At 48.4% G+C, this 26,732-nt stretch carries 30 protein-coding genes; 1 reads left to right on the top strand and 29 read right to left on the bottom strand.

The genetic code is table 11. From position 1 onward, the window contains the following. Nucleotides 1-28: 28 nt before the first annotated feature. From flhB to H8S75_RS24610, 23 genes are all read right to left on the bottom strand, one after another. Entirely contained in the window at nt 29-1,090 is a 1,062-nt protein-coding gene (gene flhB, locus H8S75_RS24720; protein WP_187023818.1) for a flagellar biosynthesis protein FlhB, read from the bottom strand. A 43-nt stretch (nt 1,091-1,133) separates the two neighbouring features. Further along, the gene (locus tag H8S75_RS24715) at nt 1,134-1,916 is read right to left on the bottom strand and encodes a flagellar biosynthetic protein FliR (protein WP_187023804.1); all 783 of its coding nucleotides are present in this window, start codon (nt 1,914-1,916) and stop codon (nt 1,134-1,136) included. Between the two features lie 15 nt (nt 1,917-1,931). After that, the gene (gene fliQ / locus H8S75_RS24710) at nt 1,932-2,195 is read right to left on the bottom strand and encodes a flagellar biosynthesis protein FliQ (protein ID WP_025532318.1); all 264 of its coding nucleotides are present in this window, start codon (nt 2,193-2,195) and stop codon (nt 1,932-1,934) included. 16 nt (nt 2,196-2,211) lie between these two features. After that, nucleotides 2,212-2,991 (bottom strand): flagellar type III secretion system pore protein FliP, encoded by a 780-nt coding sequence (fliP, locus tag H8S75_RS24705; protein ID WP_187023803.1) that lies wholly within the window; start codon nt 2,989-2,991, stop codon nt 2,212-2,214. Beyond that, nucleotides 2,988-3,362: a flagellar biosynthetic protein FliO gene (gene fliO, locus H8S75_RS24700; protein ID WP_002605076.1), complete on the bottom strand. Its 375-nt coding sequence runs from the start codon at nt 3,360-3,362 to the stop codon at nt 2,988-2,990. Before fliO ends, fliP begins: the two co-directional genes overlap by 4 nt. Nucleotide 3,363: 1 nt before the next feature. Further along, nucleotides 3,364-4,320 carry a FliM/FliN family flagellar motor switch protein gene (locus H8S75_RS24695; protein ID WP_187023802.1) on the bottom strand — a complete coding sequence of 319 codons (957 nt, stop codon included), beginning with the start codon at nt 4,318-4,320 and terminating at the stop codon, nt 3,364-3,366. A 14-nt stretch (nt 4,321-4,334) separates the two neighbouring features. Next, on the bottom strand, nt 4,335-5,222 hold the full coding sequence (locus H8S75_RS24690) for a flagellar motor switch protein FliM (protein ID WP_187023801.1): 888 nt from the start codon (nt 5,220-5,222) through the stop codon (nt 4,335-4,337). Beyond that, a complete protein-coding gene (locus tag H8S75_RS24685) occupies nt 5,219-6,070 on the bottom strand; it encodes an OmpA/MotB family protein (RefSeq protein WP_187023800.1) in 852 nt (283 codons plus the stop codon). The genes H8S75_RS24690 and H8S75_RS24685 overlap by 4 nt, the downstream gene beginning before the upstream one ends. Nucleotide 6,071: 1 nt before the next feature. Next, entirely contained in the window at nt 6,072-6,506 is a 435-nt protein-coding gene (flgC, locus tag H8S75_RS24680; protein WP_187023799.1) for a flagellar basal body rod protein FlgC, read from the bottom strand. 12 nt (nt 6,507-6,518) lie between these two features. Beyond that, nucleotides 6,519-6,875: a flagellar basal body rod protein FlgB gene (locus tag H8S75_RS24675; RefSeq protein ID WP_002605081.1), complete on the bottom strand. Its 357-nt coding sequence runs from the start codon at nt 6,873-6,875 to the stop codon at nt 6,519-6,521. 16 nt (nt 6,876-6,891) lie between these two features. After that, the gene (fliS, locus tag H8S75_RS24670; protein WP_002605082.1) at nt 6,892-7,272 is read right to left on the bottom strand and encodes a flagellar export chaperone FliS; all 381 of its coding nucleotides are present in this window, start codon (nt 7,270-7,272) and stop codon (nt 6,892-6,894) included. Nucleotides 7,273-7,288: 16 nt separating this feature from the next. Next, nucleotides 7,289-10,141: a flagellar filament capping protein FliD gene (gene fliD / locus H8S75_RS24665; protein ID WP_187023798.1), complete on the bottom strand. Its 2,853-nt coding sequence runs from the start codon at nt 10,139-10,141 to the stop codon at nt 7,289-7,291. An 11-nt stretch (nt 10,142-10,152) separates the two neighbouring features. Next, nucleotides 10,153-10,629 carry a hypothetical protein gene (locus H8S75_RS24660; protein WP_002605084.1) on the bottom strand — a complete coding sequence of 159 codons (477 nt, stop codon included), beginning with the start codon at nt 10,627-10,629 and terminating at the stop codon, nt 10,153-10,155. Beyond that, a complete protein-coding gene (gene csrA, locus H8S75_RS24655) occupies nt 10,616-10,894 on the bottom strand; it encodes a carbon storage regulator CsrA (RefSeq protein ID WP_025531624.1) in 279 nt (92 codons plus the stop codon). Before csrA ends, H8S75_RS24660 begins: the two co-directional genes overlap by 14 nt. Next, a complete protein-coding gene (gene fliW / locus H8S75_RS24650; protein WP_187023797.1) occupies nt 10,888-11,334 on the bottom strand; it encodes a flagellar assembly protein FliW in 447 nt (148 codons plus the stop codon). Before fliW ends, csrA begins: the two co-directional genes overlap by 7 nt. Before the next feature lie 27 nt (nt 11,335-11,361). Further along, complete coding sequence (locus tag H8S75_RS24645) at nt 11,362-11,952, bottom strand: DUF6470 family protein (RefSeq protein ID WP_055659071.1); 591 nt, start codon at nt 11,950-11,952, stop codon at nt 11,362-11,364. 24 nt (nt 11,953-11,976) lie between these two features. Further along, complete coding sequence (locus tag H8S75_RS24640; RefSeq protein WP_055659073.1) at nt 11,977-12,960, bottom strand: flagellin N-terminal helical domain-containing protein; 984 nt, start codon at nt 12,958-12,960, stop codon at nt 11,977-11,979. Between the two features lie 10 nt (nt 12,961-12,970). After that, nucleotides 12,971-14,446 (bottom strand): flagellar hook-associated protein FlgK, encoded by a 1,476-nt coding sequence (flgK, locus tag H8S75_RS24635; protein ID WP_187023796.1) that lies wholly within the window; start codon nt 14,444-14,446, stop codon nt 12,971-12,973. Nucleotides 14,447-14,474: 28 nt separating this feature from the next. Beyond that, entirely contained in the window at nt 14,475-14,921 is a 447-nt protein-coding gene (gene flgN, locus H8S75_RS24630) for a flagellar export chaperone FlgN (protein WP_187023795.1), read from the bottom strand. Nucleotides 14,922-14,933: 12 nt separating this feature from the next. Next, a complete protein-coding gene (locus tag H8S75_RS24625; protein WP_002605091.1) occupies nt 14,934-15,236 on the bottom strand; it encodes a flagellar biosynthesis anti-sigma factor FlgM in 303 nt (100 codons plus the stop codon). Nucleotides 15,237-15,504: 268 nt separating this feature from the next. After that, a complete protein-coding gene (locus tag H8S75_RS24620; RefSeq protein ID WP_187023794.1) occupies nt 15,505-15,993 on the bottom strand; it encodes a late competence development ComFB family protein in 489 nt (162 codons plus the stop codon). Then, nucleotides 15,986-16,759, bottom strand: a complete 774-nt coding sequence (locus H8S75_RS24615) for a ParA family protein (RefSeq protein ID WP_187023793.1) — start codon at nt 16,757-16,759, stop codon at nt 15,986-15,988. The genes H8S75_RS24620 and H8S75_RS24615 overlap by 8 nt, the downstream gene beginning before the upstream one ends. A 127-nt stretch (nt 16,760-16,886) precedes the next feature. After that, nucleotides 16,887-17,732, bottom strand: a complete 846-nt coding sequence (locus H8S75_RS24610) for a pyridoxamine kinase (RefSeq protein WP_187023792.1) — start codon at nt 17,730-17,732, stop codon at nt 16,887-16,889. 556 nt (nt 17,733-18,288) lie between these two features. On the opposite strand from H8S75_RS24610, the gene H8S75_RS24605 reads away from it, so the two are divergent. After that, the gene (locus tag H8S75_RS24605; RefSeq protein ID WP_187023791.1) at nt 18,289-19,323 is read left to right on the top strand and encodes a transposase; all 1,035 of its coding nucleotides are present in this window, start codon (nt 18,289-18,291) and stop codon (nt 19,321-19,323) included. Between the two features lie 252 nt (nt 19,324-19,575). On the opposite strand, the gene H8S75_RS24600 is transcribed toward H8S75_RS24605, so the two are convergent. The 6 genes from H8S75_RS24600 to H8S75_RS24575 all read right to left on the bottom strand — a co-directional run bounded on the left by H8S75_RS24600 (nt 19,576) and on the right by H8S75_RS24575 (nt 26,699). Then, on the bottom strand, nt 19,576-21,084 hold the full coding sequence (locus tag H8S75_RS24600; RefSeq protein ID WP_187023790.1) for a flagellin N-terminal helical domain-containing protein: 1,509 nt from the start codon (nt 21,082-21,084) through the stop codon (nt 19,576-19,578). Nucleotides 21,085-21,287: 203 nt separating this feature from the next. Beyond that, nucleotides 21,288-22,205 carry a M15 family metallopeptidase gene (locus H8S75_RS24595; RefSeq protein WP_187023789.1) on the bottom strand — a complete coding sequence of 306 codons (918 nt, stop codon included), beginning with the start codon at nt 22,203-22,205 and terminating at the stop codon, nt 21,288-21,290. Between the two features lie 114 nt (nt 22,206-22,319). Beyond that, the gene (locus tag H8S75_RS24590) at nt 22,320-22,970 is read right to left on the bottom strand and encodes a flagellar brake protein (protein WP_110325994.1); all 651 of its coding nucleotides are present in this window, start codon (nt 22,968-22,970) and stop codon (nt 22,320-22,322) included. Between the two features lie 63 nt (nt 22,971-23,033). Next, on the bottom strand, nt 23,034-23,420 hold the full coding sequence (locus tag H8S75_RS24585; protein ID WP_187023788.1) for an EscU/YscU/HrcU family type III secretion system export apparatus switch protein: 387 nt from the start codon (nt 23,418-23,420) through the stop codon (nt 23,034-23,036). Further along, nucleotides 23,407-24,924 carry an antitoxin gene (locus H8S75_RS24580; RefSeq protein ID WP_187023787.1) on the bottom strand — a complete coding sequence of 506 codons (1,518 nt, stop codon included), beginning with the start codon at nt 24,922-24,924 and terminating at the stop codon, nt 23,407-23,409. Before H8S75_RS24580 ends, H8S75_RS24585 begins: the two co-directional genes overlap by 14 nt. Next, complete coding sequence (locus tag H8S75_RS24575) at nt 24,924-26,699, bottom strand: flagellar assembly protein A (RefSeq protein ID WP_187023786.1); 1,776 nt, start codon at nt 26,697-26,699, stop codon at nt 24,924-24,926. The genes H8S75_RS24580 and H8S75_RS24575 overlap by 1 nt, the downstream gene beginning before the upstream one ends. Nucleotides 26,700-26,732: the final 33 nt, after the last annotated feature.

Raw genomic sequence — 26,732 nt, 5'->3', positions numbered from 1 at the left:
CCCCGAATATCAATACCTGTCTCCGGGATCAGATGTCTTTCTTCTTCAGCTTATAAACAAATGCCAGCACCTTCGCTACGGTCTGGTAGAATTCCTCAGGAATTTCCATATCCACCTCAACACTGGCATACAGCCCCCTTGCCAGAGGCTTGTCTTCCATAATATAAACTCCGTTGGCCTCACCGACCTCCACAATCTTGAGCGCCAGATGATCCGCGCCTTTCGCCAGTACCACGGGAGCCCGGTTCGCATTGGAATCGTATCCCAGCGCTACCGCGAAATGGGTCGGGTTCCTGATGATCACATCCGCCTTCGGGACATTCTGCATCATACGCATGGACGCCATCTGGCGCTGTTTCTCCCGAATCCGTCCCTTGATCTGTGGATCACCCTCCGTCTGCTTGTACTCTTCCTTAATTTCCTGCTTGCTCATGCGCAGATTCTTCTCATACTCCCACCACTGGTATAAGTAATCAAAGGCGGCCAGAAAAATAAAGGCGACCCCCACCGTGTTCACCAGCGACACCGCAGTGTCCCCAACGTACACGAAAGCCGCCTGTACCGAACCGTCCATCAGACGTGCAAACTCGTGGATTCTCCCCTCTATATAACTGTAAATCACCCAGGCCAGGATGGTAATCTTAATCAGCGCCTTTAAAAGCTCCACCACCGAGCGGATGGAAAACATCCGTTTAAAGCCTTTTAAAAGGCTGATCCGGTCCATCTTAAACTTCATGACATCCGTGGAGAATGACATCCTGGTCTGAAAGAACGTCATGACCACTGCGACTGCCACTCCGATAAAAAGCAAGGGAAGCGCCGCCTGTCCGAACAGGAGCATGGCCTTTAACAGCTTGTCGGACAAATCGTCCGCCGCCAGGGGCGTCGTGGATGCAGCATAAGAAAAGAACAACTCCATAGCCGTCTTCAGCGTGCGGTAAATCTTGGGGGCCAGCGCATTCAGGGAATTAAACAGCACCAGCAGAGAACAGACGGCGATGACGTCGTTGCTCTGAAATACATTTCCTTTTTTTCGTTCGTCCTGCCGCCGTTTCGGGGTGGCTTTCTCAGTCTTTTCGTCTGCCGCCACGTTCATCACTCCCTTCTGTATACAGAATAAAACCTGGTACGCACTATGATGCGAACATCATCATGACCTTCTGTACCTCACTCATCATCATCCCGTAATAGGAGTCAATAAACGCCCCGATCGGACGCGCGAACAGCATCATTAATAAAATACCCAGCAGAATCTTTGACTGGATATTAATAACAAACACGTGAATCTGGGGAATCAGCTTCATGAGCACGCCCATGGACACCTCCAGCACGAACTCCGCTGCCACAAAAGGCAGGGCCAGCTTGATTACCATCAGAAAAACACTGCCAAATATACTCACTAGATACCAGGCAATATCCTGAGTCACCAGTCTGGCCGCCCCCACGGGTATCACCTCATACGTATAGGCAAACAGCTTCACCGTCAAAAGATGGCAGCCGGTCGCAAAGAAATACAGAAAAAAGAACACATTGATAAACTGTCCTAAGATAGCGGTCTGGACACCTCCCGCCGGATCCATGACCTTGCCCATGGACAGTCCGAACACCGTATCCATCAAATCTCCTGCCACGTAAACCATATAGAAAAACAGCTGGAACACGCTTCCGATCACCAGCCCCATGATCACCTCGCGGATCAGAGCCTCCGCCATCTGAAAGGTGCTGTAGGCCTGTATGGCGGTAACTCCCTGAGCCGCCGCCGGCGCGATCACCAGGCTGAGCGTCAGCACCAGGCCGGTCTTCACCATGGCAGGAATCCCCCTCCTGGCAAACACCGGATGGACAAAGATCAGTCCGCCCATACGCGCAAATACCAGCAAAAACACATCGAAATACTCTAAAACGCCGTTGTCCATAGCCTATTCCCCGCGTTAAAGCGACGCCATGATCGCAAACAGCTCCACCACAAACTCGTCCATCACCTTAAACATCCAGGACCCCAGAGCCAGAAGCACCAGCGCAATCACCAAAAGCTTTGGGACAAATGTAAGCGTCTGCTCATGAATCTGCGTCGCCGCCTGAAAAATAGCGACGATCAAACCCACGACAATGCTGACGATTAACAGCGGCCCTGCTATTTCAAATGCAACCATCATGGCTTCCTTCATCACTTCCATCACCTGGTCCGCAGTCATACTATGTACCCCCTCATCATCGGAATCCGGCAACCAGCGTCTTGATTACAAGACTCCAGCCGTCTACCAGAACAAACATCATAATCTTAAATGGCAGTGCGATCATGGTAGGCGGCAGCATCACCATACCCATAGACATCAGGGTGCTGGACACCACCAGATCGATAATCAAAAATGGGATATAGATCAGAAATCCCATGGTGAACGCTTTATTTAACTCACTCAAAATAAAGGACGGAACCAGCACCGTCAGCCCCAGTTTCATGTAAGCTTCCGGTCCTCCCGACACATCCGGCACCTCAGCCTTTGAGATGGAGAGAAACAGATCCAGACTCTTCTTCTCCGTCTGCTTTAACATAAATTCCTTCATCGGCTCCTGTGCCCGGGTAAACGCCTCTTCCCTCGTGATATCCCCTGCCTTATAAGGCTCGTAAGCCTGCGTATTCACCTTGGCAAACACGGGGCTCATGATGAACAGAGTCAGAAACAGAGCCAGTCCGATCATCACCTGGTTAGGCGGAGACTGCTGTGTGCCCAGAGCATTGCGCAAAAATGAGAGAACAATGATAATCCGAGTAAAACTCGTCATCATAATCAGCAGAGACGGCACCACAGCCAGAAACAGAAACAGGAACATGATATCCAGCATATCCATGGGCTTTCCGCTTCCGGAGCTTCCCTCCAGCGTCAGAGAGATATCCGACGCATATGCGATCTGTCCGCATGCCGCGGACACCCTGATAAATGCCGCCAGACAGAGAAGTCCCTTGGCAATTTTCCTTTTCCCCTTCATCATAAGTCTCTCCCGTTTCTCTTCTGTCTTCCGTCCTGCTGCCGTCCGTCTTTTTTGACCAACGTTTTGAGCTGCTCCGTAAATACAGACGCAAAGTCCGGCGAAACCTCCGCCGGACTCTTTTTCTCATAAGTCTCCAGTTCCTCCAGTCTGGTGATACCGGCCGGAGATACTCCCACAAGCAGAATCCGTCCCTGAACATCGACAATCATTAAGTAGCTGTCCCGTCCCACCGCCAGGCGGTCCAGAATCTTCATATCGCCGGACTGCTGCCTTCCGTTCATCCCTCTCCCCAGCATCCTTGTGGTGATGTATGCCAGAACGAGAACCAGTATCAGTACAATCAGATAAAATAACACTTTAAGAACCGCCATATTAATCCCTCTTGCCGACTATCTCAATAATTCTTGCGGCAAACTTCTCATCTGTCACTAAAACGTCGCCTTTTCCTATCAGTTTACCATTGACCACCACATCAGCCGGCGAACCCGCCTGCTTATCCAGTGTTAGAATCTGCCCCTTCTGCAGGGCCAGAATGTCCTTTACGCTGCAGACCGTGCCGCCGATGCGGACAGACACGTCAAGCGTAATATCCCGGAGTTTTTTCCTCTCCTCACCGATGTTTTCCACCTGATTGTCCACAGGCACATACTTAAATTCCGGAAATGACACCTCCCGGAACGATACTGTTTTCTCTTTTTTCTTGAAAGCCAGATCCTCCGCCTGCAACGGTTCCTCTGCTGCCGTCTCCTGTCCCATGACCGGAATTCCGAATATCTCCTGAAGTTCCTCCGTGGCGATTCCAATAACCTCGGCCGCCAGAACACCGTCGATCTCCAGATGGAGGCGGATCAGCACCAGCTGCTGCTCCCTGTCCCACCGGCGGATCGTATCCAGAATCCGTTCCGCACTGTCAAATGCCGTGACACGGGTCAGTATCTCGCCCATCTCACGCCCCAGGAAATCACCCAGATCATCCATGGCCGCTCCCATACACTGGGACGCCACCTCTTTTAATGTACTTAAAGCGATCTCGTCAAGCGGACTCTCCGTATTTACCGGCAGTCCCATAATAAAATTGGAGATCTTCACCATATCCGCCCTGTCAAATACGTACAGCTGCGGAACACGCAGCCCCTCAGCCGTTCGTTCTGCCTCGATCACCACATTGAAATGGGGCAGATATTCCACCAGGACCTCCATATCCGTCTCGCCAAGCTCTGTCACCGTCGCCCTGGCATTCCTGCCAAGAAGAGAAGCCAGCGTATTGCAGACAGGCACCGATTCCATTTCCAAAAGCTCTGTCAACGCTTCCTGATCCAAATATCCCATACTCTTCCTCCCGGCTATAATACCTTATTAATCTCGACCGCCTTGCGCAGCTTCGTATGACCAAGCTTCGCCTCGAAGCAGGCCACGTCTTCCACGTAAATATCAATGCTGCTGTCCACTTTTTTATTGAGAGGCACTACGTCCCCCGGCTGAAGCTGGAGAATATCCTGGGCATCCAGAGAAAATTCGTGGAAAATCGCCCGCAGCTCCACTTCCGATTCCAGCAGATGCTGCTCGATATAGCCTCTCTTGGCCAGCTGCTTCGCCTCGTCCTTCTTCTGGCTGACCGCGTAGGAATACCCAAACTTCGAAGTCAGCTCCTCCACATTAGGTGCCGGCATCACCAGATTTAATACCGCCGAAAGCTTGTCGATCAGCACCTCCAGCTCCACCTGTATCACCACGTCCTCGGGCGCGCTCACCTGAAGCAGGTGAGGATTCGTCTGAAGGCCGGTCAGCGCCGCATCCACGTCCAGATATTCCTTCCAGGAGTCACCGATAAATTCCGTGATCTTTCCCAGTAAATACTGGAGAATCGCCTTTTCAATGTCTGTAAAATCACGGCTCAGCTCATACTCCGTGCCTGCGCCGCCGAGAAGGCGTTCAATCATGAAAAAGGCCAGTTTGGTGTCCACCTCGAGCACCAGAGGAGCCTCATTATAATCCTTGTTGTCAGGGATTAGGGTAATCATGCCAAAAAGAGACCGGTCAGGAACTGAATTGCTGAATTCCTGATACCGTCTCTCCACAATACCCGTTACGCTTATTTCGCAGTAGGACTGCATCAGTCCCGTCAGATACGGTGCAAGAGCACGTGCAAAACTGTCATATAAGTTCTCCACCGTACTCATGCGCTCTTTCGTAAATTTCTTGGGCGATTTAAAATCGTATGTCTTTATCACTGTGCTGTACCTTCCTGTCCCCCGCTCATATCCGCCGGCATGTCGACCGGAAACAGCGGATCCATCGTCTCCATACCGTCTATGTTATCCTCAGATATCTTATATTCATTTCCCAATATGATCATGTCCACCCGGCGGTTCATCTCCCGCCCTTCCTTCGTGCTGTTGTCCGCGATGGGGTAGTATTTGCCGTAACCGCGGCAGATCAGCTTCTTCGGTTCCATCCCGACATTCTCCTCTAAGTAGATCGCCACGTTATCGGCGCGTTCAGAGGAAAGCAGCCGGTCGTTGATAAGAGAATTAGCCGCCTGAGCCGTGTGCCCGTTAATATAGATGGCCATAATCTCATCCTGCCTGTCCTTCAGCATAATTCCCAGAGCCTCCAGCATGGATTTGCTGTTCTCCTGTAAGACCGCACTGTCCGGGGCGAACAGCAGATCATTCTTAAACCGTATGTAGACCGCATTCTCGCTGTCGGAGACAACGGCATCCAGATTCTCCATCTGGAAATACGACTGGATGTCCTTCGCCATATCGGCCATAGCCAGAGATGAGGCAGACTGCGCCCCCGCTCCGCTGCCGGTGTTAAACTGAGAACCTTCTCCCTCCGGGGCATTGGCTCCCTCACTGATGCTGGGATACTTCAGATCCTGCGGTACATCCTCTAAGTCGCTGGTTGTCTCAATTCCCAGCTGACGCTGCATCGCCGCCGCGATCTCTTCCAGCTTGCTGATATTTACATTGGAAATACTGTATAGCAGTACAAAGAAGGTCAGGACAAGGGTTATCATATCCGCGTAGGTATTTAACCACTCCTGACCGCCTCCTTCTTCTCTTCGTTTCTTCATGTTATTTACCAATCTCCAGGGCTTTTAATGCCATGCTCTTTGCAATATTCAGCGCTGTCACATTGGCCTCATAGGCGCGGGTGGCGGCCATCATATCCACCATCTCCTCGGCGCTGTTTACGTTCGGCATCATGACATACCCGTCCTCATTGGCGTCTGGATGATCCGGATCGTACACCGGAACGAGAGGATTCTGGCTCTCCACCACTTCCTCCACATAGACTCCGCCGCGGTCCGCCTTCGTCATAGCCCTGCCCAGCTCGGACTTAAAATCCAGCTGATTTTCCCGCAGCACCACCTGTTTCCTACGGTAGGGGCCTCCCTCTGCCGTTCTTGTCGTATTCTGGTTCGCCAGGTTCTGCAGGATGATATCCGTGCGGAACCGTTCTGCCGTCAGGGCCGAACCCGTTATATTGAGAGAATCCAAATACCCCATAAGCCGCTCCTTTTATTTACCCGTATTGTTAATCACATATCTGAGCGTAGAAAGCTTTCCCGACATCCGGGACGTCATCGCTGAATACTCAGTGTACGCCTTCCATAAGTCCAGTTCCTCTTTTTCCACCTGTACGTTATTCCCGTCCGGCCTGGCCTCCGTGTCGTTATCTGTACCGACAACCGCCTGGTACACAGGACCGTTCCCATCTGCCGCCTCTTTTAAGACCTGCTTAAACTCCACCTTTTTCGCCTTAAAATCCGGTGTCTCCACGTTAGCGATGTTATGGCTGGCGACCTGCTGCTTCAGCCACATCGCATCCAGCCCGCTCTGCAGCGCCCGAAACGCTGCGTCCTCAAATAATGGCATATGTACGCTCCTTATCTCATCCGGTATGTCCCATCCGAACCTGCTTATCCGCCTGGGAAAACGCCTCCTTCAGTTCGGTAATCATGGGGAGAACTTCCTCCACCGGTTCCGGACTCTTCTTAATGTTCGCCTGAAGGATCTGATAGTTAAAATATTCATAAAGGGAAGCCAGCCCTCCCGACACCTCATACTGGTGATCCAGTGTGGTTGATAAGTGGGTGACGATAGCCTGCGCCTTCTTAAAATGGGCGTTGCTTCCTTCATAATCGTTCTGTTCCAGGCTCACGAGCCCCTTGTTCAAGCGGTTGATCACCTCGTCAAACAGCAGATTGATCATATCGCCCTGTGTCATGGTCATGACAGACTGTTCTTTATATCTTGCATATGGGTTTTGCATAATGATTACTCCTTTATCATGATGAGAACTGCTGGGTCAGCCAGGAGCTCTGGCTGTTCATGTTGGAAATGGCCTGCTCCATAGCGTTAAACTGCTTCCAGTAACGGGTCCTCTCCAGTTCATACTTGGTATTTAACTTCGACAGTGTCTCGGATATGCGCTTCATCTCATCATAGATCGTGTTGCTGGTAATCAGCACATCCTTGGTACCCGCGTAGCGAACCATGCTTCCCGGACTTCCGCTGCTGACATTGGCTGCTTCCTTGATCGCCTCCTGCAGCTTTACCGCGACGCCCTGCTCCTTATCCGTAAAAAGCTTCCGGATATTGTCAGCATTCGTCGCCACCATGGACTTTAACGTCTCCTCGTCGATGATCAGCTTGCCATTGTCGCGCCAGTTATCGGAGGTCTCGATCCCGATATCGTAAAGCGCAAGCCCCGCGTCCTCTACACTGCTGTAAAGCACCATTCTCATATCACTCAAAAAGCTGGAGACGTTGGAATCGTTATGAAGGAGCCCCTTCTTCGATTTTTCCTCCCAGAGTTCGATCTCCCGGTCGCTCATCTCTTTCTTCTGGGCGTCTGTCAGCGGGGCGTACTTCTTGTAGGTTGCCTCCTCCGCCACATAGCTGTTCAGCTCTTCAATCAGAGTGTTATAATCTTCTACAAAACTCTTTAAACTATCTATTATTTTATCAGTATCCCGAGACGTAGTCAAGCTAATTGGGGGGTCACCGGCACTGGTTGTGCCTGTTAATTCTATGGTAATTCCATCCAATTCAAAAGTATTGGTATTTCGCTCCATGGTAACGCCGTCGACGGTGATTTTAGCGTTTTGACCAGCGGTGATTTGGGCGGTCATTTTTGGGTCGTAAGTATAAACAGACGTACCAAATAAATCTTTGATGTACTGGTCTGTGGCATCATCCATGCCGGATATGGAGACACTGCCTCCTCCGCCTGAAATTTCCAGTTTTCCATTCGAAAATGTCACACTGGCTCCGGATACAGCTTGAATCGCATTTACAATTTCCGTATCCGCGTTCGAACCTGACAGATCAATGACCTGCAATGTGCCATCCGGTGAAGTAATCTGAATGGATCCAGAATTGGGCCTGGGTGACACTACATTGGACTGAACGGTACGAGCCGTTTGCACCAAAGAAATATTTTCTGAACCAAACAGCGCTTTAAGCGATTTTTTTCCCTCACTGTCCGTTCCCGTGGAATCTGTGCCTGCCTTAATTTCCAGAGGACCGGAAGTTCCGGTAATATTAAGCCTTCCATCCTGGAAGGAGGCACTGACTCCTGCCACTGCATTCAGTTTCTGAACCAGCGAATCAATACTTCTGTTTAAATCAATTGTTACGTCTCCTGCGGTTCCTTTTACCGTAATTTTGCCCCGCAGTCCTACCGGATCAGACCCGGATAACAGGTTATCACCCGCGCCGAATCCGAGACTGGCCGCAAATCCTTTGGTCAAATTATCCGCAGTAAAACCAACCTTATGTTCTGCAGACGTCAACACCACCATATCGGTTCCAGGCACAGCAGGATTTTCTCTTGTACTAAATCGTACCGCCTCTGTCCCAAACTTCCGGTCCAGCTGTGAATTAATCGCATCTAAAACGCTCTGTGAGGTCTCATATTTACTGTTTCCGTTTTTCCCCTCCAGCGTAATCTCTACATCTTTTCCATCGACCTGAAACACCAGCTTCTCATCATTTCCGCTGTTTAATACTCTCCTGACCTCGTCTAAACCGATTGCAGTGCTTCCCGTCAGCTCCTTTGAAAAAAGAGAGGACTGAACTCCGGTAGCTTCCACGCCAAACATTGAAGTAAGCAGAGTTCCATAGGTCTGCTTCATCGTAATGTTTGATATCGCACCAGTCGAAGTCGATTCCATAATAAACTTATCCGCCGCTGAAGAATACGACACTTTCACTCCCGCATCGCTGTTATTAATGGCACTGATGACATCGCTCAGCGTGGAATTATCCGTCAGCCCCTTGATTGACACACCGTTAATCTCAAACTCATATCTTCCGCCCTGGGGTTTATTAGCAAAGTTCATATTTTTCAGGGAAGTTCCGTAATCGAGCTTATTGGAGAATCCAGTCCCAAATCCAAGATTTTTCACGGTATCCGCATCTCCTGAGGACTGAATAATCACTCTTCTCGAAGAGTCCACAGAATTGGAGGTTGGATTTCCCGCTGCATCCAACTGCACTAATTCCATGGTTCCGCTATTGCTTCCCGATGCCGGTGTATATTTCATACCAACCGCAGTACCGAAATTCCGATACAGCGCCTGGTTAATATTCTTTAACGTGTCCGTATCATCTGCACCTGCCGTAAATGTGATTGTACGATTCACCCCATCCAGCGTAGCCGAGAACGAATATGTACTGCCATTTGTAAACTGCCTTAAATCCGCGCCGCTGCCAACCGGTGTTCCGGTCACATTTCCCGCCGTTTTCACAGTACAGGCCGTGGCGAGACGGTCAATCGAGTCAATCTTCATGCTGCTGACCGCATTTCCTGACACCGATGTGACCTTGATATTCGACGAACTGCTGACACCGGTCATGGTATTGTATAAGCTGCTGCTCATCAGGTTCGTGTCGCCGCTTCCATAATAAGAGAAATACTTATCGCTGAAGGTATTGATCTTCGTTATGAGGCTGCGGTAGATATCCTGCTTCCACTCCAGCTGCTGTTTTAGTCCGGTCTGCTTGTCGATCTTGGACTGGGTTCCAGACAGCATGCTCTGTACCATGCTTTCCGTATCCATGCCAGAGGCAAGCCCCGCTATATAGTTTTTATTGCCGCTGTTGCTGACGGTATTAATCGATGACGTCGATGACATCGCGCTTCCCCCTATCTTTTCTGATTATAGAGCATGCCCTTCGCTCCCTGGTCCATCTGTTTTAAATATCCTGTAAATTTCGTATTTGTGTTGTTCTTCCTGATTTTCTCCTGCAGAAGATCCCTGACCCGTTCCATCTCGGCCCGCGCGCCGGGCTCCAGTTCCTGTATTCTCGATATCACACGGAAGATTTCCTGACCCTCAGAAAAAAGTGCCTGTTCCTCTTCATTTAACGTCCTGAAATCCCACCTGTTCTTCGAAATCTCATAGAGCCGCCTGCCCTCCGGTGAAAAATGCTTCATCGCCTTCATCCGCTCATCAATTCCGTCTATCTCTTCGATCAGGCGCTGCCTGGCCGCGATCCCGGCCTCAAACTCTTCCGCCTCCCTGTATTCCTGCGAGGCGATGCGGCTGGTCTCCTCCTCATACTGAAGAAAGCAGGCTTTCTTCTCATGGAGAAGTTTCCGCATCTCATCAAGCATCTCCATGATTTTCCTCCTGCTTCTCTTCCTCTTCTTCGGCCGTCATTGCCCGTAAATTTCTGGACAACTGGAATACCTTTAATAAGTCGACCTTATCCGATGCCTCTTTATTATTCTCAACCGTCAAATACAGCTCTGTACGGCAGATCTTCATATCCTCAGGAGCCGATATTCCCAGACGCACCTTGTCTCCCTTTACCTCGGTAACGAATATCTCGATATCGTCGCCGATTTTGATTGATTCGCCCTTCTTTCTGGATAGTATCAGCATTCGTCATCCCCCGCTTCCTCATCGAAAATAGGCTGTCGTATGGCGTAATCCTGTTCCAGGATCACCTGTACCGCCAGATTCGTCTTGTGGTTGATGATAATCGGGCTCTTTAAATTGACTGTAGATTTGCGGAAGGTATCCCCTATGACCATGAGGACCCAGCAGTCTAAATCGTCCTCGGGCACTGCCTGAAGCATGATCAGAACGTCCTGCATGACCACCGGTGCGTAATCCCGCCTTACCTCCAGGGGATTCAGCATGATAAAGCAGACATTCTTCTGTTCAATCGACTGCAGCCAGCAGATTCCATTTCCCATGTTGGAATCATTGACCAGAACGAACTGGGTGAACTCCTCAAAGCCAAAGATCGGCTGCTTAAACGTTATGATATTTTTCTCTTCTATTTCGAGGATTCCAAAATCTCTTGTCTCTATCTTCAAGTTTTTCCCTCCGCATCTTTCACCATGTTATTCTTCATAAGCCGGATTTGCACTCGGCGGAACGTACATGGGCTCACCTATGTACTCGATATCCACTCTTGGATACTGCTCCACATTTACATTCAGCTCGCCCGGCACGTAAACCGATTCCGTCTTCTGTACCTTCGGCTCAAAATTCACGGAGGCCGGTGCGAAATCAATGGCCAGATCCGCCGGAGTCCAGGAAATATCCGCACCCACGGAAGGGATAAATCCGATTCCTGTCGTCACATTCGTCTGCGCGAGCATCTGATTTTTCATGATATCCGCCACCGTGACTCCATCCTGAATCTGCATCATCTGGTTGCCGACTCTCGAATACTGGGCTGTTGCATCGGCGGCGGCTTTCAGCCCCGCCTGGGCCGCATCACTCATCAATCCCCTGGCCGTCTTAAATCCCATGCTGTCTCTGGAGCGTGAGCTATCAATATTTACTTTAATATTTTCAGATTTCATATTCAGGTGCCCCGGGTTCTGTATGATGCCGATCTCCGGGTCCGGGATCTCGCTGTCCAGCCTGGCCCGCTGCGACGTCATAGACAACCTGATGGGCGTTGTCGTAATTTTCAATACATTCATGTCATGACACCTCTTCTCCTGATATTATTTCATGAAATCAAAAATCGAGGGTGGTATAATGCTGGATCCAAGCTGCAGGGTTACCATCCAGGCTGTTTCATAAGACTTGTTATTGACGGCCTCCGTCTCCACGCTTACCGCCTCAAGATTCTTCTGGGTCTCCTTGAGATTGACAAGGCCGCTCTCCAGACGATCCTTCGTGCGGTCTAAAAGCTTCTCCCTTGTACCGATCTCAGAGGTTGCTATCGAAATATTGCTCTGCTTCTTCTTAAGCTGTGTAAGCGTGTCCATGGCGCCGCTCTTATCTCCATCCTTTAACTGGCCTTCTATCTTCCCAATCAGGCTGTACAGGTTATTGGGGAGTCCCTGATCATCGGTACCATAGCCCAGCACATCAACACCCGATGTGGAAATCCGGATTCCGGTTCCTGCCGTGTTCGTGCCGCTGGCGTAGGTTCCAAAGCCAATATCCAGATAAACCGGTTTATTTTCATTGAAATGGGTAGCCGGATCATCCGGGTCATAAGCGTCTACCGCCTTGCCGTTAAACAGCAGGTTTCCATCCGCGTCCAGCGTAAATGGCGCCTCCCCGTTTGCCGAACCGGAAAACAGGAATTTATCTCCATATCTGGCATTCATGGTCTGTAGAATCTCTTCCTTCAGTCCTCCCAGCTCCTCGGCAATCGCATCCAGACTGTCCTGGCTGCTGGCGCCGCCCGCCCTGGTTGCCTTCTCGAAAACGGTCTCCAGTATAGAATTAATCGTTGCAATATTGGAATCTGCCGTGTCCAGCTCTCCCACTGCATTTTTCACTGTATTGATATGTTCCTCGCTCCTGGCGATCTGATCACGCACGGTAAATGCCTTGGCAGCCGCCGCCGGATCCTCGGAAACATGATTATACTGCCTCTGAGAAGTCAGCTTCAGGTTTGAGGACGCCAGATTCGCTACATTTCTCTGGAGGTTCCTGTTATACATTGCCGTCATCATATTTTCTGTAATTCTCATATGCCCCTCTTTACCTTCCTACCAACCCCATCTGGTTGATAATCATATCCAGCTGTTCATCCATGGTTGTCATCAGTCTTCCCAGTGCCGAGTATGCCTTGTTATAGGTCATCATGTTAATACCTTCTTCGTTAAGTGACACTCCCGACACGCCCATGCGGTCCGATTCCACGCTCTCCGCAATTGCGAGAGACGCCTTGAGCCTGGAGTCATTGGTCTTTTTATCGGTTCCCAGTGTATTGGTGTATCCCGTGATGAACTCACTGAAGGTCCCAGTAAATTTGTCACTGCCTTCCCCGAATTCAAAATCCTTCTCCAGAGCCGCTTTCATGGCAAGAATATCCTCATTATCGAGATCTCCATCCGGATTCTTTTTTCGGATAATATAGGCGGAATCCTTTGTCCACATATCACTGATCCGGATATTGCCGGCGCTGACCTTTCCATTAAAATCTCCCTGAATCAGAGTCTTAAACGGTCCCGGCTTATTCGGATCATCCTCGTGAACCATGCTGTTAAATACATTTGCCATGGTCTGCGCGAAATCGTCCAGTTTTCGCTCATAGTAGGGAATTCCTGCGTTCAATGAATTATTGCCGGTCAGCATATCTTCGAATCCCTTGATTGCTCCGGCCCCCAGATTGGCCGTCGTCCCGTCTCCCCAGGAAAGCGTGGTTCCATCCAGTCCGATTCTCACCGCATCGTTGCTGTAATTTCCGCCGTTGGCGTCGACCACCAGCTTCCCGCCCAGCTTCACCTGAATTCTTCCCTGATCCAGTGAAATGACTTCCAGCTTCCCGTATCGTGACAAATCGTCGAGAATGGTATTTCTCTGATCCAGAAGGTCATTCGGTCCGTAGTTCACGCCGTCATAATCATCGTTGACAAATATCTCGTGGGCGATGGATTTATTCAAATCGCTGAGCTGTTTTAACTTCGTGTTAATGTCATCCACAGCGATAGACAGATCATTTTTCGTCTGTTCCTCCAGACTCTTTAAGTTGGTATCGTATTCATTCAGCACCTGGGTAATGCCCTTAAATGCATTCAGCACAATATTGGCGTTGGTCTCCTGGTACGGATGCTGGCTGAAATCCGCCAGTGCCTGAGAAAGTACGGTAAGCGCATCCTTGATACCGGTCCCTTCCACCTCGGGATCACTCAAGATACCTTCCATCTGCTCCATGACAGCTGCCTTCTGGTCGAAATAACCCACGTCCGAATACTGCTCCCGGAATTTCGTATCCAGATAGGGATTTCTGATCTGGCTCACACCGCTTGCGTCCACGCCCTGGCCAGCCAGCGGTATGGAGCTGTACTGGAACCTGTCGCTTCCGTAAACCTGTACGGAAACGGTATCGAGGCGTTGTCTCGTATAGCCCTTTGTATTAATATTGCTGATGTTGTTGCCGATGATATCGAGAGCCTTCTGGTTCACCATCAGCCCGCGTTTGGCCGTTTCCAGCCCCATAAATGTCGGTCTCAATTCTTCACTCTCCTATACCGGTCCCCCATCAGACCTTTTTCTCAAACCGCTGGCCTTTGGGTCCCACCGTCTTCCCGTAGATGCCGGTTGGATTTCCCACCAGCCGCGCATCCAGTCCCATCTTCTCCAGTTCCGACTTAGCCAGGCTTTCCGCCTTTTCATTATAAAAACGGATATTACCGATCGCCCCATCCAAACGCCGGTATAAGTCTGTCAGCTGTTTCCGTTCCTCTCCGCCGCACGACTCCGCGACCTCCTGAAGCGTCTTTCCAGTAAGCCCCATTCTCCCAAACAGTTCCTGACGTCTCTGCTCCATATTCTGAAGCTGTTTATCCATGGCCTGCTGCATCATGATGGATTCCTCGATCTTGTCAAGTTCCTTTGTCATCAGAAGCCCCAGTTTTTCCACCTGCTTCTGTTCCATTTTTTCAAGCATTTCTGTATATTCCGTCAGAAAACGAATTATCTCTTCCAATTTTTTCCCTCTCTATAAACCGCTCATCAGCCTTTTCGCAATCTGTTCCGCCGACACCTGGTACGTGCCTTCGGACACCTGCTGTTTTAACGCCGCGATCTTATCCGCCGGGGCGCCCTCGTCCATGGACTTCCTAAGCGTCGCCGCAAATGACGATGCTTCGCTCTTTTTCGCGCCGTCACTGCTGATGCAGATGGCGTCACCACGCATTTTTTTATCGGCCGATGCCGGGACAGAAACGGATTTTTCTGCATGCCTGCCACTGTTTACCGCGTTTTGATAAACGGAATAATTCCTCGTAACTTTCACATCCATATCCCCGACTTCCTTTCTCTCACTGATTGTTCTGCTAACTCTATAATATTTATCGGACAGTATCCTGGAAACTTTATAGTTTGAGGGATATTTTTTAGTTTTTTTGAATTTATTTTGGGGGAGTGATGTACTTTTATGGATAAAAAAACGAACCTGCGGCGGCGGAAGGGCTCAGAAAATGAATTCTGAGGCCGGCGCCGCTTGACTGGTTCGTTTTGGGGATAGTTTGGTTTAGTAAGTTTTATAGGATAATTTATTTTGAAGTGGTTCAATGACGAGGTTCCTTTTTCACCATCAGGATTGCCTGAATCAGTGCGCTGGTCACCTCTGAGGCGAACATCTCCTCATTCTTTCTTCTGCGTTCGTCATCCTGTTCATTCATAACCACATAGTGCGGCTTCAGGCGGTTCAATGCCAGCGCAGCAATATCTTTTTTACACTTATCGCATTTGCAGCAGTTAAAGCGGTCGAGTGTTGCATCCAGCTTCGATATAACCAGTTCCTCCATCAGGTTGACCAGAACCATATTCTGTTCTTCCTTTACTGGCATGGAAACCGCCGGCCGGCGAATAGCCTTCGCCATACTGGCGGCAGTCGGAACAGGAGATATATTTCCCATAAGTCCGGCAGCTCCCGCTTCCATGGTGACGGCGCTTTCATCCACCCCGGGAACGACATTTCCTCCCTTTTTCGCGGCAGAAGGCATAATCTTCCGGTACATCATCTCTTTATCTATTTCTGATCTGCTCTTAGCCATTTGCTTCAAGCCCCCTTTGGAAGAGTTCGTCCGCCAGTTTCTCATAGTCCTTTACTGCATTGCAGGCAGGAGCATATTCCAGCACTGATTTCTGCAGCGACTGGGCTTCACGAAGTGCCACGCTTTCCCGGATGTAGGCGTTCATGACCGGGAAATCCAAATCAGCAGCCACCATATTAAGCGTGCCTTCCACTTCTCTGCTGAACCGGGTTCTCGGGTTATGCTTCGTTAAAAAAGCCCCTAAAACCTTTATATCGGGATTACAGTAGCTTTTCACCCGTTCAATTGTCTCGTTTAACTGCATAATTCCCTGCAGGCTGAAAATGTCCGACAGCATCGGCATCAAAATATAATCAGCCGCTGTAAATGCATTTACCGTCAGAATTCCCAATGCCGGAGGAGAATCAATAAATATGTAATCGTAATAGGGCTTCAGCGAATCCAGGGCCATCTTCAAAAGGAACTCTCTTCTTGCCCCTGTAAATTCAAGTTCAATACTGCTGAGCAAAATATTGGAAGGAATCAGGTCCACCAAAGACGATTTCTGAACCGCATACTTAGGCTTTAATTCTCCCTTCAAAACATCGTAAATCGTTGCACAGCCATCTGTTTCAGCGCCCATACTGAAACTTAAATTCCCCTGTGGATCCATATCCACCGCCAGTACCCGGTAACCTTTTGACTTAAATACCGAGGCAAGCACATACGCCGATGTCGTCTTTCCGACACCGCCCTTTTGATTTGACAACGCAATGGTAGCTGCCATGAGAATTCCCCCATAACTTACAATTTTCCACACAATATGACATTATTGTTATTATAGCAAGAAACAGGAAAACATACAATTGGATTTTTCTTCCGGTTAGAGGCATTTACTGCTTGTTTTGGCACACTTATACTTCCTTCAGGTGTTTCTCCAGCATTTCGCACAACCTCGGAATCTGAGACTCAAACTCCACGCCATACCATCTGGAGCTGCCGGAAGCAGCGGTTGCCTCAATACAGAGAACGACAAAATCCGCAGCCAGTGTCAACGCGCTCGCCAGGCTCAATCCACGCATTACACCGCCCAATACCACCGAGGAGTAGAGATCACCAGTTCCATGGTAACTTTGAGGACAACGATGAGTAAAGTAGGAAAAGCTCTCTCCGTCACGATTCAGATAGGCCACTCCCAATTTTTCAGGTTCAAAGCTGACACCGGTCAGAACAGCCGTTTTACATCCCAGCTCCAACAGCCGCTCCAGCATTTCCCGGATATAAGCCTCATCATAATCCGTGCGCCAAGGCATACCAGTAAGCAGACTGGCCTCCGTAATATTGGGCAGAATCACTTCCGCCTTCGCGCAAACCTTCGCCATAGCCGCCGGAAAATTCTCATCAAATGCAGGATATAGCTTCCCATTGTCCGCCATAGCCGGATCAACCAACACCAGATTATCCCCAGTGGTAAACTGATCAAAGAAATCACAAATCTGCCCGCATTGCTCCGCCGATGCAAGGTAGCCGGTATAAATACCATCAAATGAAATCTGCTCCGTCTTCCATGCCTCGGAGATCGGCGCAATCTGATCGGATAAGTCCTTACAGGTAAAATTCTTAAACATCGTATGCGTGGACAACACCGCCGTTGGAAGGATACCGCATTCCACTCCCATAGCAGAAATAACAGGAAGCGCAACGGTAATAGAACAGCAGCCAACACAGGATATATCCTGTAGAGTAATAATTCGTTTCATTTATCAAATCCTCCTTATATGTATACTTATTACAGTGAAGTATAACAAATATTGGACTGGTCATAAATACCCAGAGCATATGAAAATGACCAGTCCAGTTATAGCGGCGGCGGCCTGCAGGAATAGAAAAATTAAATGTTGAGAGGAGAGATGCGCTAATGGGCAGATAGGCAGATGAGAAATGATAGATAATTCCGGAAATTTGAAATATAGCGCGATAATATTTTCACTCTAAATATAGGTAAAAAATAAAATGTCCTATAAAATTACGTTTAAAACAATAACAAAAGTCATTGCATTTTACTCTCATTTATGGTATAATCCACTTGTATTTACATTATCTTTGGCATTTCATCTGCCAAATACGCAAATCATGATATTTCATATACCGGCAGTATCGCCGGGTATTTTCAAAAATGGTTACTGGGAAAAGGCCCGCTGACAGCTGCATTTTACGGTATTTTATAAAACAAAACCAGAAAATGTTTTTATTTTACCTGCCATGTGCCAGGAGTCTGCCGATCTATTTCCCTGCCAAACAGGAAAGGGGAATTCTATGGGGCAAAAGGATATTTCTCTGGTTCGTTACTTTGAAGACGAGGACCGCTATGCGGATTTAATTAATGGCTTTATATTTGGCGGAGAACGGGTTGTTTCGGGCGCTGATATCCAGGAGCTGGATTCCCGTATAACAGGATTTTTATCAAAGATCAAAGACGGATTTAAGATTCAGAAATACCGGGATTCTGTAAGAAAAGTAGTATTGGGTCTGGGATTTGCCATCATTGGCCTTGAAAATCAGGATCGAGTGCATCACGCCATGCCCATTCGGATTATGCTGGAAGACGCAGCCGGTTACGATAAACAGATGCGTCGAATCCAGAAGCATCACCGGAACAGAAAAGATTTACATGGCGATGAATTTCTGGGAGGCTTCTCTATCCGCGATAAGGTATACCCAGTCATCACCATCTGCATTTATTACGGTGACAAACCTTATGATGGAGCGAAAGAACTATATCAAATCCTGGAATACGAAACCTTACCGGATAAACTGAAAGTTTTCTTAAACAATTACAAAATACACGTCCTCGAAATCAGAAGTTTTCATGATATCGATCGTTTTAAAACCGATTTACGTGAAGTATTCGGATTTATTCAACGCTCCGGCGACCCTGCTGAAGAACAAAAATTTACATTTGAGAACAAAGAAAGGTTTCAGAAAATGGACGAGGATGCCTTTGACGTCATAACAACGGTAACCGGTTCGAAAGAACTGGAACTTATGAAGAATGAATATAGGGATGAAAGGGGGAAAATCAATATGTGTGAGGCTATACTGGGAATGATTGAGGCGGGAAGAGTGGAGGGACTATCCGAAGGGGAAACCAGAGGAAAAATAAAAGGCGAAGCCAAAATTGTTGCTATAATCAGGAAAAAGTATAATAAGAAGAAAAATTTACAAATTATCTCTGATGAACTGGAACTGGATTACTCCTATGTAAAAGAAGTGGTAGACTTGATTCATGAGCATCCGGACTGGACAGACTTGCAGATAGGAGAAACGCTGATAATGCGTGATAATTTTTAAATAGACTGGACAACCCAAATATATCATAGGAATATCAATTAACTTTGACATGTAATATTTGAACATCTAGTATATCAGAAAAAAAGCATTTATGTTTATCTCACTCTGATGCAAAAGTATTTAGACAATAATAATCCTAAAACGAGAGCTGCCTGTCTTAAACAAACCGCTCCCGTTTTAGGAATTATAATAATACAATTAAACTATAGTTCACATTCCTGCTACATTAATTACAATATATAATTAAATTTATTACTGTAATAACTGTAATACAGACTGTGGCTGCTGATTTGCTTGTGCAAGCATCGCCTGTGCAGACTGAACCAGTACGCTGTTCTTAGTATAATTCATCATTTCCTTTGCCATGTCTACGTCACGGATACGGGACTCCGCAGATGTGATGTTCTCTGTGGTTACCCCTAAGTTGTTGATGGTGTGCTCAAGACGGTTCTGGATAGCACCAAGTTTGCCACGGCTGGTAGATACGGTGTTGATGGCTGTTTTGATTTTGGCCATGGCATCTGAAGCACCATCTCTAGTACTAATATTTACTGATGTTAAATCTAAGGCATCAACATGCATGTCACCTATGCTAAGCTCCAACTGGTTATAAATTTCATTCGTGTCGCCAATTTGCAGAGTAAGACCTCCGCCTGCAGATAATCCCGTTCCTGCCGTTCCATTTTGACCAAGCTGTAATTGATGTGCTGTTCCAGAATCTACAGCAAAAATATCTGCTCCAGTTTTATTACCATCAAAACTTATCCTCATTTCTGCGCCAGCATCTGATAACATTTTGTTAATTTCACTTGCAGAATATGATTTAGATGCATCAAGATTAAGTTTTACATCACCGTTTGCAGCAGCCGTAGCTCCCACTGGATCGCCGGCAGTATTCGTAACTGCCAAAACACTGTTATTAACTCCCGCTTTCGTAGCTGTAAGAACAATACCACTTCCGGCAGTTTTATCCACAGATGTTGCAAGTGATGCTTTTGCTGAAGTCTGGCTTGTAATACTTGCCTTCAATGCGGAGTCACCTGTCATAGTAATATCGTTATCAAGCGAAATTTTTAAATCTTTTCCGCTTTCTGGCGCCGCAACTTTTGCTAATGCTGCATTAATATCTTCCTGTGTAATTTTATCACCATTAGCTGCATCAATAGTTAATGTTAAGTTTCCATCTGCCCCCCAACCTGCTACCACGCTCTTAGTACCAGTACTGGCTACAGACCCAATTGTAACTTTTACACCTTCTCCGCCAGAAATAGTCCAGCCGAAGTTACTTAAACTATCAGCAGCTGTAAAGTTCTGGTGAGCACCTGTGGTCCCAACACCCATCGTACCATCCAACAACTTTATTCCATTAAAGTCAGTACCATCAGCAATACGGTTAATCTCATCTTTTAATGCGGAAATCTCATCCTGCAAAGCTTTCCTGTCAACATCATCAGTATATGTACCATTTGCCGACTTAGTAGCCAGTTCTGTCATACGATTCAACATAGAATGAACTTCCTGTAATCCACCTTCTGCTGTCTGAACTAAAGAAATAGCATCCTGAGAGTTATCACTTGCTGCTTCCAATCCCTTAATCTGTGCTCTCATCTTCTCAGAGATTGCCAGACCTGCTGCATCATCACCTGCACGGTTAATTCTGTAACCGGAAGATAACTTTTCCAATGATCTTGCTACTGCGCTGTTGTTTACACCCAACTGTCTGTTGGAATTGAGTGCCATAATGTTGTGCTGAATCCTCATAATATTACCTCCATGTAATTTTATATTGGGACTTCCCTGTCCCTCATAATAAATAAGTATCTCCAATGTCGGACGGGCCCTGTCTGACACCGGACCGAGCTTCTAAAACATACCATCTTTTCCACTCTGTAATATATATCGGACGATTTTACCTTTCCCTTCATCGTAAAAGTGCACAAAAATCAATTTGATTTTTGTGCACTCTATCCATAAAGGCTCTCTTCAATATAAAATTCTTCCAGTGAAAGATTATGCTCCTTCAAATACCGAGCCACATCAATTCCCACATATCGGAAATGCCACGGTTCATATTTAATCCCTGTTATTTCTTCTTTTCCCTCATCATATCGCAGAGTAAACCCATAATCCTGCGCGTGTTCCCGAAGCCATTTTCCTTCCGGAGTCTTCTCAAATGCCCGTTCCAACTGGTGATAGGACCGGGTATAGAAGTCAACTGCCAACCCGAGACAGTGTTCTCCTGATCCGGGTATTGACAGGGTCTGGCGTGCCAGCGTATACGATTCTTCCTTCGAACGGCCCTTTTTCACATAAGCGGAAACTTTCCTGTTAAACAGCTTCTCCTGTTTATCCAGCGTCCGGTAACCAGAACATACCACGGGTGACAGGCCTTCTGCCTTCATGGCCTCTAACATATTCATCAGCGGTTCATAAATCCTTTCATCTACCTTCTGATCCGTTCCCGGCACATCTCTCAGTGTTACCGCATAATCCTCCGGAACCGGGTATTCAGCATTAGTCAGGATCAGACACCACATATCTTCCGGTTTAATTACCAATTCTTCCTGCCGTTCCATTTCATAATCTGCCGATTTCACAGATTCCTCTATCTCGTTACCTCTGGTACCATCTTCCCTGATATCATTTCTTACAGCATTATCTCCGGTAACAACCTCTTCAGGACGCGCCGCCAGCATTTTATCACCATCAACCACCGCTGCTTCAACCACAATTTCTGTGCTCTTTTTCGCCTCCGCTGCCTTCCGCTCCTGCACAGTAAAATGCGCAGAAATATACAGAAGCATAAAAATCAGTAAAAATGTATATATCATAACCCGCCGGTTTCTAACCACCTTCCGGTCCTCCGGCTTCTTCTTTCCCATCTATTACGCTTCCTCCTGCCTGCCAGACTAACGCCCATTTATCATAGCCGCCACACCTTTTTAACAGGTCCGTAATCAGCCAGCCCTATCGTTTCCCGCACTGCGTCCTATTATCTACCGAATCCGTCTCAACTGATCACTCTGCCGTTTCAAAATATACCGGTAAAGCAAATCCTCCTGCTTCGTGGCCATCTCCATAAACTCACAGCCATACCCAAATTCCCCATCCGGACGGTCCACGCTTCTGCGCACCTCACAGGTAAAGAGCATAGAGTCACCCATGGCAGGTATCACAATATTAAAACGGTCATTCACCTTAAACGCCTCCCGGCTGCGGAACATGAGCCCGCCCAGGCTGATGTCCACCAGATGTACTTTTAAACCGTTATAGTCTGTGGATTCCTCTTCCATATCAAGGATATCATCCCCTCGCATGCAGTTATAGATGACACCCGTGTCCCTGGTACTGATACGGAAATACTCCCGGCGCTCATCATTTGTCGCCTCGTTCAAATCGATCACACGGGCCAGCTTTGGAGATGATAAATAAACACGCCCAATCAGCACTTTAAAACCGATCTGTGTGTTATAAATCTCGATCTTGACCAGTAGATTATACGGTATGGAAGGAAGTTCATTTCTCGAACTGCCGATATCAATAAAATTCTTTCCAATCCGGTGCATGACCCCCATGGTGATTAAATCATTGTTTTTGGCCTTTATCACACAGGAAGATCCAACATATCCGTCTGACAAATCAACCATGTCGCGTACCCCCGTTTTTCTGTCATCTCATTCTTATCGTTACCATTCAGTTTCTCTATTGCACTATTTTGCAGGTTCCTCTTTTTTCTTTCCAGAGGCCAGATTTCTTCGGATCCTTCCGCCCGCTGCGTTCTCTTTGCCGCGAGCCGGCGTAGCCGCTGCGGCTGCGGCCGCTTCCACTCCCCGGATTGACGCCGAGGTTTCGATCAGCTTGCAGTAAATAGCCGCCACCACCTCGTACAACTCCACCGGTATGTTACTCCCAACCTCCAGCATGCAGAGAAGTGAAGCAGCGCTGTCGTCCTTGAATACCGGAATCCCCTTTTTCTCTGCAATATCTATGATATGCTCTGCCACGGTTCCATAGCCAGAGGCGATGACAACCGGGGAAGCGTCTTCTTCCGCGTTATATTTTAAGGCAACCGCCTTGTTTTTCTTATATTTTGACATCGACGCCTGTCCTCCTGTACGGAAGATTTTTAAATACATCCATCAGTGAACGCACATGGTCCAGTCCGCTGACTTCCACTTCCGCCGCATGGTATCCATACTCCTCCATAATCTTTCTGAAATCAGGCGTAAGCCGCCCAAACACGGCTGCGTATGATTCCGGACAGTACAGATAAAACTCCATCTCCCTGCCGGCCACCTGAAATTCCGCCTCCATCTGGCCGATTCCCGGAATATCGAAAGTGATCAGCACATGGACGTGGTCTTCTCCATCGCGCTCCTGCCCGCTGCCGCCTTCATCTTTTGGATCGATCCAAAGTTCTGAAAATGCCTTCATCCCCTGGTATTCCACTGGTATGACAAAATGAAGCAGCGGCGTATAGTTGCATGGTGAAGACAGAAGGCTTGTGATAATTTTCTCGATCTTCTCACCGTTTAAGCTGTTCATGGGAGTCTCCCTGTCCTGCTTCCTGATGATCTCCGCCAACGTATCCATGATTCGGGAACGGTTCTCCCGGTATTCCGGGCTGCCAAACTGGTTTACATAATCTCTAATAAGGCTTTTCAGCTGGTCCTTGTCCTCCCGGCTGTTTACATGAATCAGGAGATTCAGTAACGCCTCCTGCAAATAGGACTCATTATCCTGATACCGAGACATATTATAGAGAAGATTCGGTATCATCCGTTCCGTCTGAGGGGAGAATAAAACGCTGTTCTCCAACTCCTTCAGAGCATCTAAAATATCCGCTTTGACTGCTTCCCATTCCGTCAGACTATTTTCTTTCTCTGAACCACGTCCATCCACGCCGCTGCTCTGCCACAATCCGCCGGCCTGCCGCGCCCCGGCCTCGCCAGTCTCACTGCCTTCCATATCCCCTTGTCCTCCGGCCCCCTCGATCATGGCGCGGACCCGGTCCGACAGCATTCCAAAAATCCCGGATAAATTCCGGCTTCCCGCCAGCTGACTGGATAAGTACTCCAGGCTGTTGGCCACGGAATCGAGAACATCATTTCTCGACACGCTTCCATTTACCGCCTTCAGGAAATCGGCCATCTCCAGCCGCAGTTCCGGCTTTTCATACAACAGGTTTCTCAGGAAATCGAACAGCGGTCCCTTAAACAGCGTGGACGCATATTCCTGATCCACCAGTTCTCCAACGATATCATCGGGGTTGATGAGCAGCGAATGAAACAGCTGTCTGATTTCCTGCGTCATGGTGTTGTTGTTCACTGGAAGGAGGCTGATAATCTCCTCCAGCATATAGATATTCTTTAAATAGTTGACAGTCACAGCCGGATCCTTCAAAAGGTTCATGAGCGTCGCCGCCCCGGCCTCCTTCTGGAACACGTTGTGCTGGCCCAGCAGTGCACTTCCCGACGGGTTCTTCGTGATATGCCGGATTTCCTGCATATCGAATGGCACGGATGGGTCTTTCTGCGCCCTGTCGGGCTGAATGATATTCTTGTTAATCACAGGGGACGTCACCCGTAAAATATCTGCCATTACCTGATTCCTTTCCTGATTTCTCCGTCAAGATAATAGAAGGAACAGCTCTCTTCCCGCTTTACAATGGTCATCTTACAGTCCCCGATATTGATCACGGTTCCCGGATGGACCTCGGCCGCTGTCAGCCGGCATTTACCCACCTCACGAAGCTGGCGTGACAGATCGGCCGCCTGCGTCTTTAACCGTTTCTCCTTTAGATTGTGGATCGGCGCCTCTAACTTGAGCTTTGCCAGGCGCTCCTTCTGCCTCGGTGTAATGCTGCCATCCTTCAGCTTTCCGTTCAGGTAGCTGATGTCCTTAGCCGTCTCCGCCTGTTTTCTGGAGACAGCCACCAGATCAACGCTGATCTTCTCCACTTCCTCCATCAGCTGCGGCGTTACGCCCAGCGTTACTATTGTGGATACATGGCTGGAAGCTCCCACAGTCTTCACATTCATGCAGTTATGAACCGCACAGCTTCCGGCTATAAATGCCCCCCGTTTTCCAATCAGAGTCAGATCATGGCCACAGGATACTTCCGAGCTGATGATATACTCAGCCTGAATATTGTGCTGCGCATAAATGGTACAATCCTCCAGGAACTTAGCAGTAATGTCCGCTCCAGCTTCCAAAACGCCGCTCTTCATTCCCCGCATCCCCTTATGGAGTAAGATACTTCCGCCCGCCTGCAGAACCGCGCCTTCCACGATTCCCATGACCGTGATGTCACCCTTAGCCTTAACGGTATATCCTTCAAAGACGTCACCGTGAATGGTGACACTCCCTGTAAAATCAATATTTCCTATGGAATTATCTACATTTCCCGGCACGACGAAGACATTTTCCACCTGAAACCTGCCGTTGCGAAAGGTTAAGTTGCCTTCGCAGGCGGTCAGGAGCTTATCGCGCTCCTGGGAGTAGACAACATTTTTTCCCTGTGGAATCGGGGGCATGGTACCATTCTTCCCCCTGACCGGCTGTCCGAAGACATCCATTCCATCCTGCGGCTCGGTGGGCATGGTCAGTTCGCAGACCAGTTCCCCCTTCTGCACATTATGGATCAGGTTCATGCTCTTAAAATCGATGCCGCCGTTTCCTTTTGAAGCATACTTTATTTTCGCTTCACGGGGAAAATAGTCCTTAATGCGGCCGTCATTTCCATCAATCGCCGGGGTTCCCCTGGCTATGAGAAACATCTGGCGGTATAATTTTTCTGCCGCTATGGTGTTTACCTTTTCTACGTCGATTCCGTGTATGATTCGGTGTGCTTCCAGCTCCTGTTCGATCTGTTCCCGGGTAATATCGCTGCCGCCGCCTGAAGGTTCTATAAGCATCAGAGACACCGCCATTCGGTCGTCTGACACCGTCAGCTCGACACCTGCGTCCCGATATTCTTCCTCGCCGGAAGCTTTCCGGCTCTCAGCCGTACTCTCATTTTCCAGATTACTACGGCTCATTCTGCCGCCCTGGCTGCCAGAGCTTCCATAGTTTGAACCGATGTAATCCGAACCACCAGAATCCTTTACGCCCAAACCATCTGCTTCCGCCTCTGTGCCTGCCGTATACTCTGTCTCCTCAGAGCCGTTTTCGCCTGTCAGTTCTCTTTCCAGCCGTTCTCTTCGCGTTCGTTCGGCATCATTCCAGTCTTCGACTGTCTCTATGCGCTGATCTCTGCTCTCCGTCATTTTACTGTCTTCGGTCTGGGGCCGAACTTCGCGCTCGTTCTGTTCATCTTCCCCGCCATTGTCGAGGAATTTAGAAAACATGCTAAAAATCAGGCTCTTATCGCTCATGGGATTCCCCCTTTTTATGTAGATACTTCAAGT

This window comes from Hungatella hominis (assembly GCF_014288005.1).
Classification (GTDB): domain Bacteria; phylum Bacillota; class Clostridia; order Lachnospirales; family Lachnospiraceae; genus Hungatella; species Hungatella effluvii.
This window is presented reverse-complemented; position numbering and strand designations above follow the sequence as displayed.

Coding starts and splice junctions, on each gene's coding strand:
- H8S75_RS24715 (WP_187023804.1), bottom strand. CDS start 1,916: ATGGACAACGGCGTTTTAGAGTATTTCGATGTGTTTTTGCTGGTATTT.
- fliQ (WP_025532318.1), bottom strand. CDS start 2,195: ATGACTGCGGACCAGGTGATGGAAGTGATGAAGGAAGCCATGATGGTT.
- fliP (WP_187023803.1), bottom strand. CDS start 2,991: ATGATGAAGGGGAAAAGGAAAATTGCCAAGGGACTTCTCTGTCTGGCG.
- fliO (WP_002605076.1), bottom strand. CDS start 3,362: ATGGCGGTTCTTAAAGTGTTATTTTATCTGATTGTACTGATACTGGTT.
- H8S75_RS24695 (WP_187023802.1), bottom strand. CDS start 4,320: ATGGGATATTTGGATCAGGAAGCGTTGACAGAGCTTTTGGAAATGGAA.
- H8S75_RS24685 (WP_187023800.1), bottom strand. CDS start 6,070: ATGAAGAAACGAAGAGAAGAAGGAGGCGGTCAGGAGTGGTTAAATACC.
- flgC (WP_187023799.1), bottom strand. CDS start 6,506: ATGGGGTATTTGGATTCTCTCAATATAACGGGTTCGGCCCTGACGGCA.
- H8S75_RS24675 (WP_002605081.1), bottom strand. CDS start 6,875: ATGCCATTATTTGAGGACGCAGCGTTTCGGGCGCTGCAGAGCGGGCTG.
- fliS (WP_002605082.1), bottom strand. CDS start 7,272: ATGCAAAACCCATATGCAAGATATAAAGAACAGTCTGTCATGACCATG.
- fliD (WP_187023798.1), bottom strand. CDS start 10,141: ATGTCATCGACGTCATCGATTAATACCGTCAGCAACAGCGGCAATAAA.
- H8S75_RS24660 (WP_002605084.1), bottom strand. CDS start 10,629: ATGGAGATGCTTGATGAGATGCGGAAACTTCTCCATGAGAAGAAAGCC.
- csrA (WP_025531624.1), bottom strand. CDS start 10,894: ATGCTGATACTATCCAGAAAGAAGGGCGAATCAATCAAAATCGGCGAC.
- H8S75_RS24645 (WP_055659071.1), bottom strand. CDS start 11,952: ATGAATGTATTGAAAATTACGACAACGCCCATCAGGTTGTCTATGACG.
- H8S75_RS24640 (WP_055659073.1), bottom strand. CDS start 12,960: ATGAGAATTACAGAAAATATGATGACGGCAATGTATAACAGGAACCTC.
- H8S75_RS24625 (WP_002605091.1), bottom strand. CDS start 15,236: ATGGATGTGAAAGTTACGAGGAATTATTCCGTTTATCAAAACGCGGTA.
- H8S75_RS24620 (WP_187023794.1), bottom strand. CDS start 15,993: ATGGCTAAGAGCAGATCAGAAATAGATAAAGAGATGATGTACCGGAAG.
- H8S75_RS24615 (WP_187023793.1), bottom strand. CDS start 16,759: ATGGCAGCTACCATTGCGTTGTCAAATCAAAAGGGCGGTGTCGGAAAG.
- H8S75_RS24610 (WP_187023792.1), bottom strand. CDS start 17,732: ATGAAACGAATTATTACTCTACAGGATATATCCTGTGTTGGCTGCTGT.
- H8S75_RS24605 (WP_187023791.1), top strand. CDS start 18,289: ATGGGGCAAAAGGATATTTCTCTGGTTCGTTACTTTGAAGACGAGGAC.
- H8S75_RS24600 (WP_187023790.1), bottom strand. CDS start 21,084: ATGAGGATTCAGCACAACATTATGGCACTCAATTCCAACAGACAGTTG.
- H8S75_RS24595 (WP_187023789.1), bottom strand. CDS start 22,205: ATGGGAAAGAAGAAGCCGGAGGACCGGAAGGTGGTTAGAAACCGGCGG.
- H8S75_RS24590 (WP_110325994.1), bottom strand. CDS start 22,970: ATGGTTGATTTGTCAGACGGATATGTTGGATCTTCCTGTGTGATAAAG.
- H8S75_RS24585 (WP_187023788.1), bottom strand. CDS start 23,420: ATGTCAAAATATAAGAAAAACAAGGCGGTTGCCTTAAAATATAACGCG.
- H8S75_RS24580 (WP_187023787.1), bottom strand. CDS start 24,924: ATGGCAGATATTTTACGGGTGACGTCCCCTGTGATTAACAAGAATATC.
- H8S75_RS24575 (WP_187023786.1), bottom strand. CDS start 26,699: ATGAGCGATAAGAGCCTGATTTTTAGCATGTTTTCTAAATTCCTCGAC.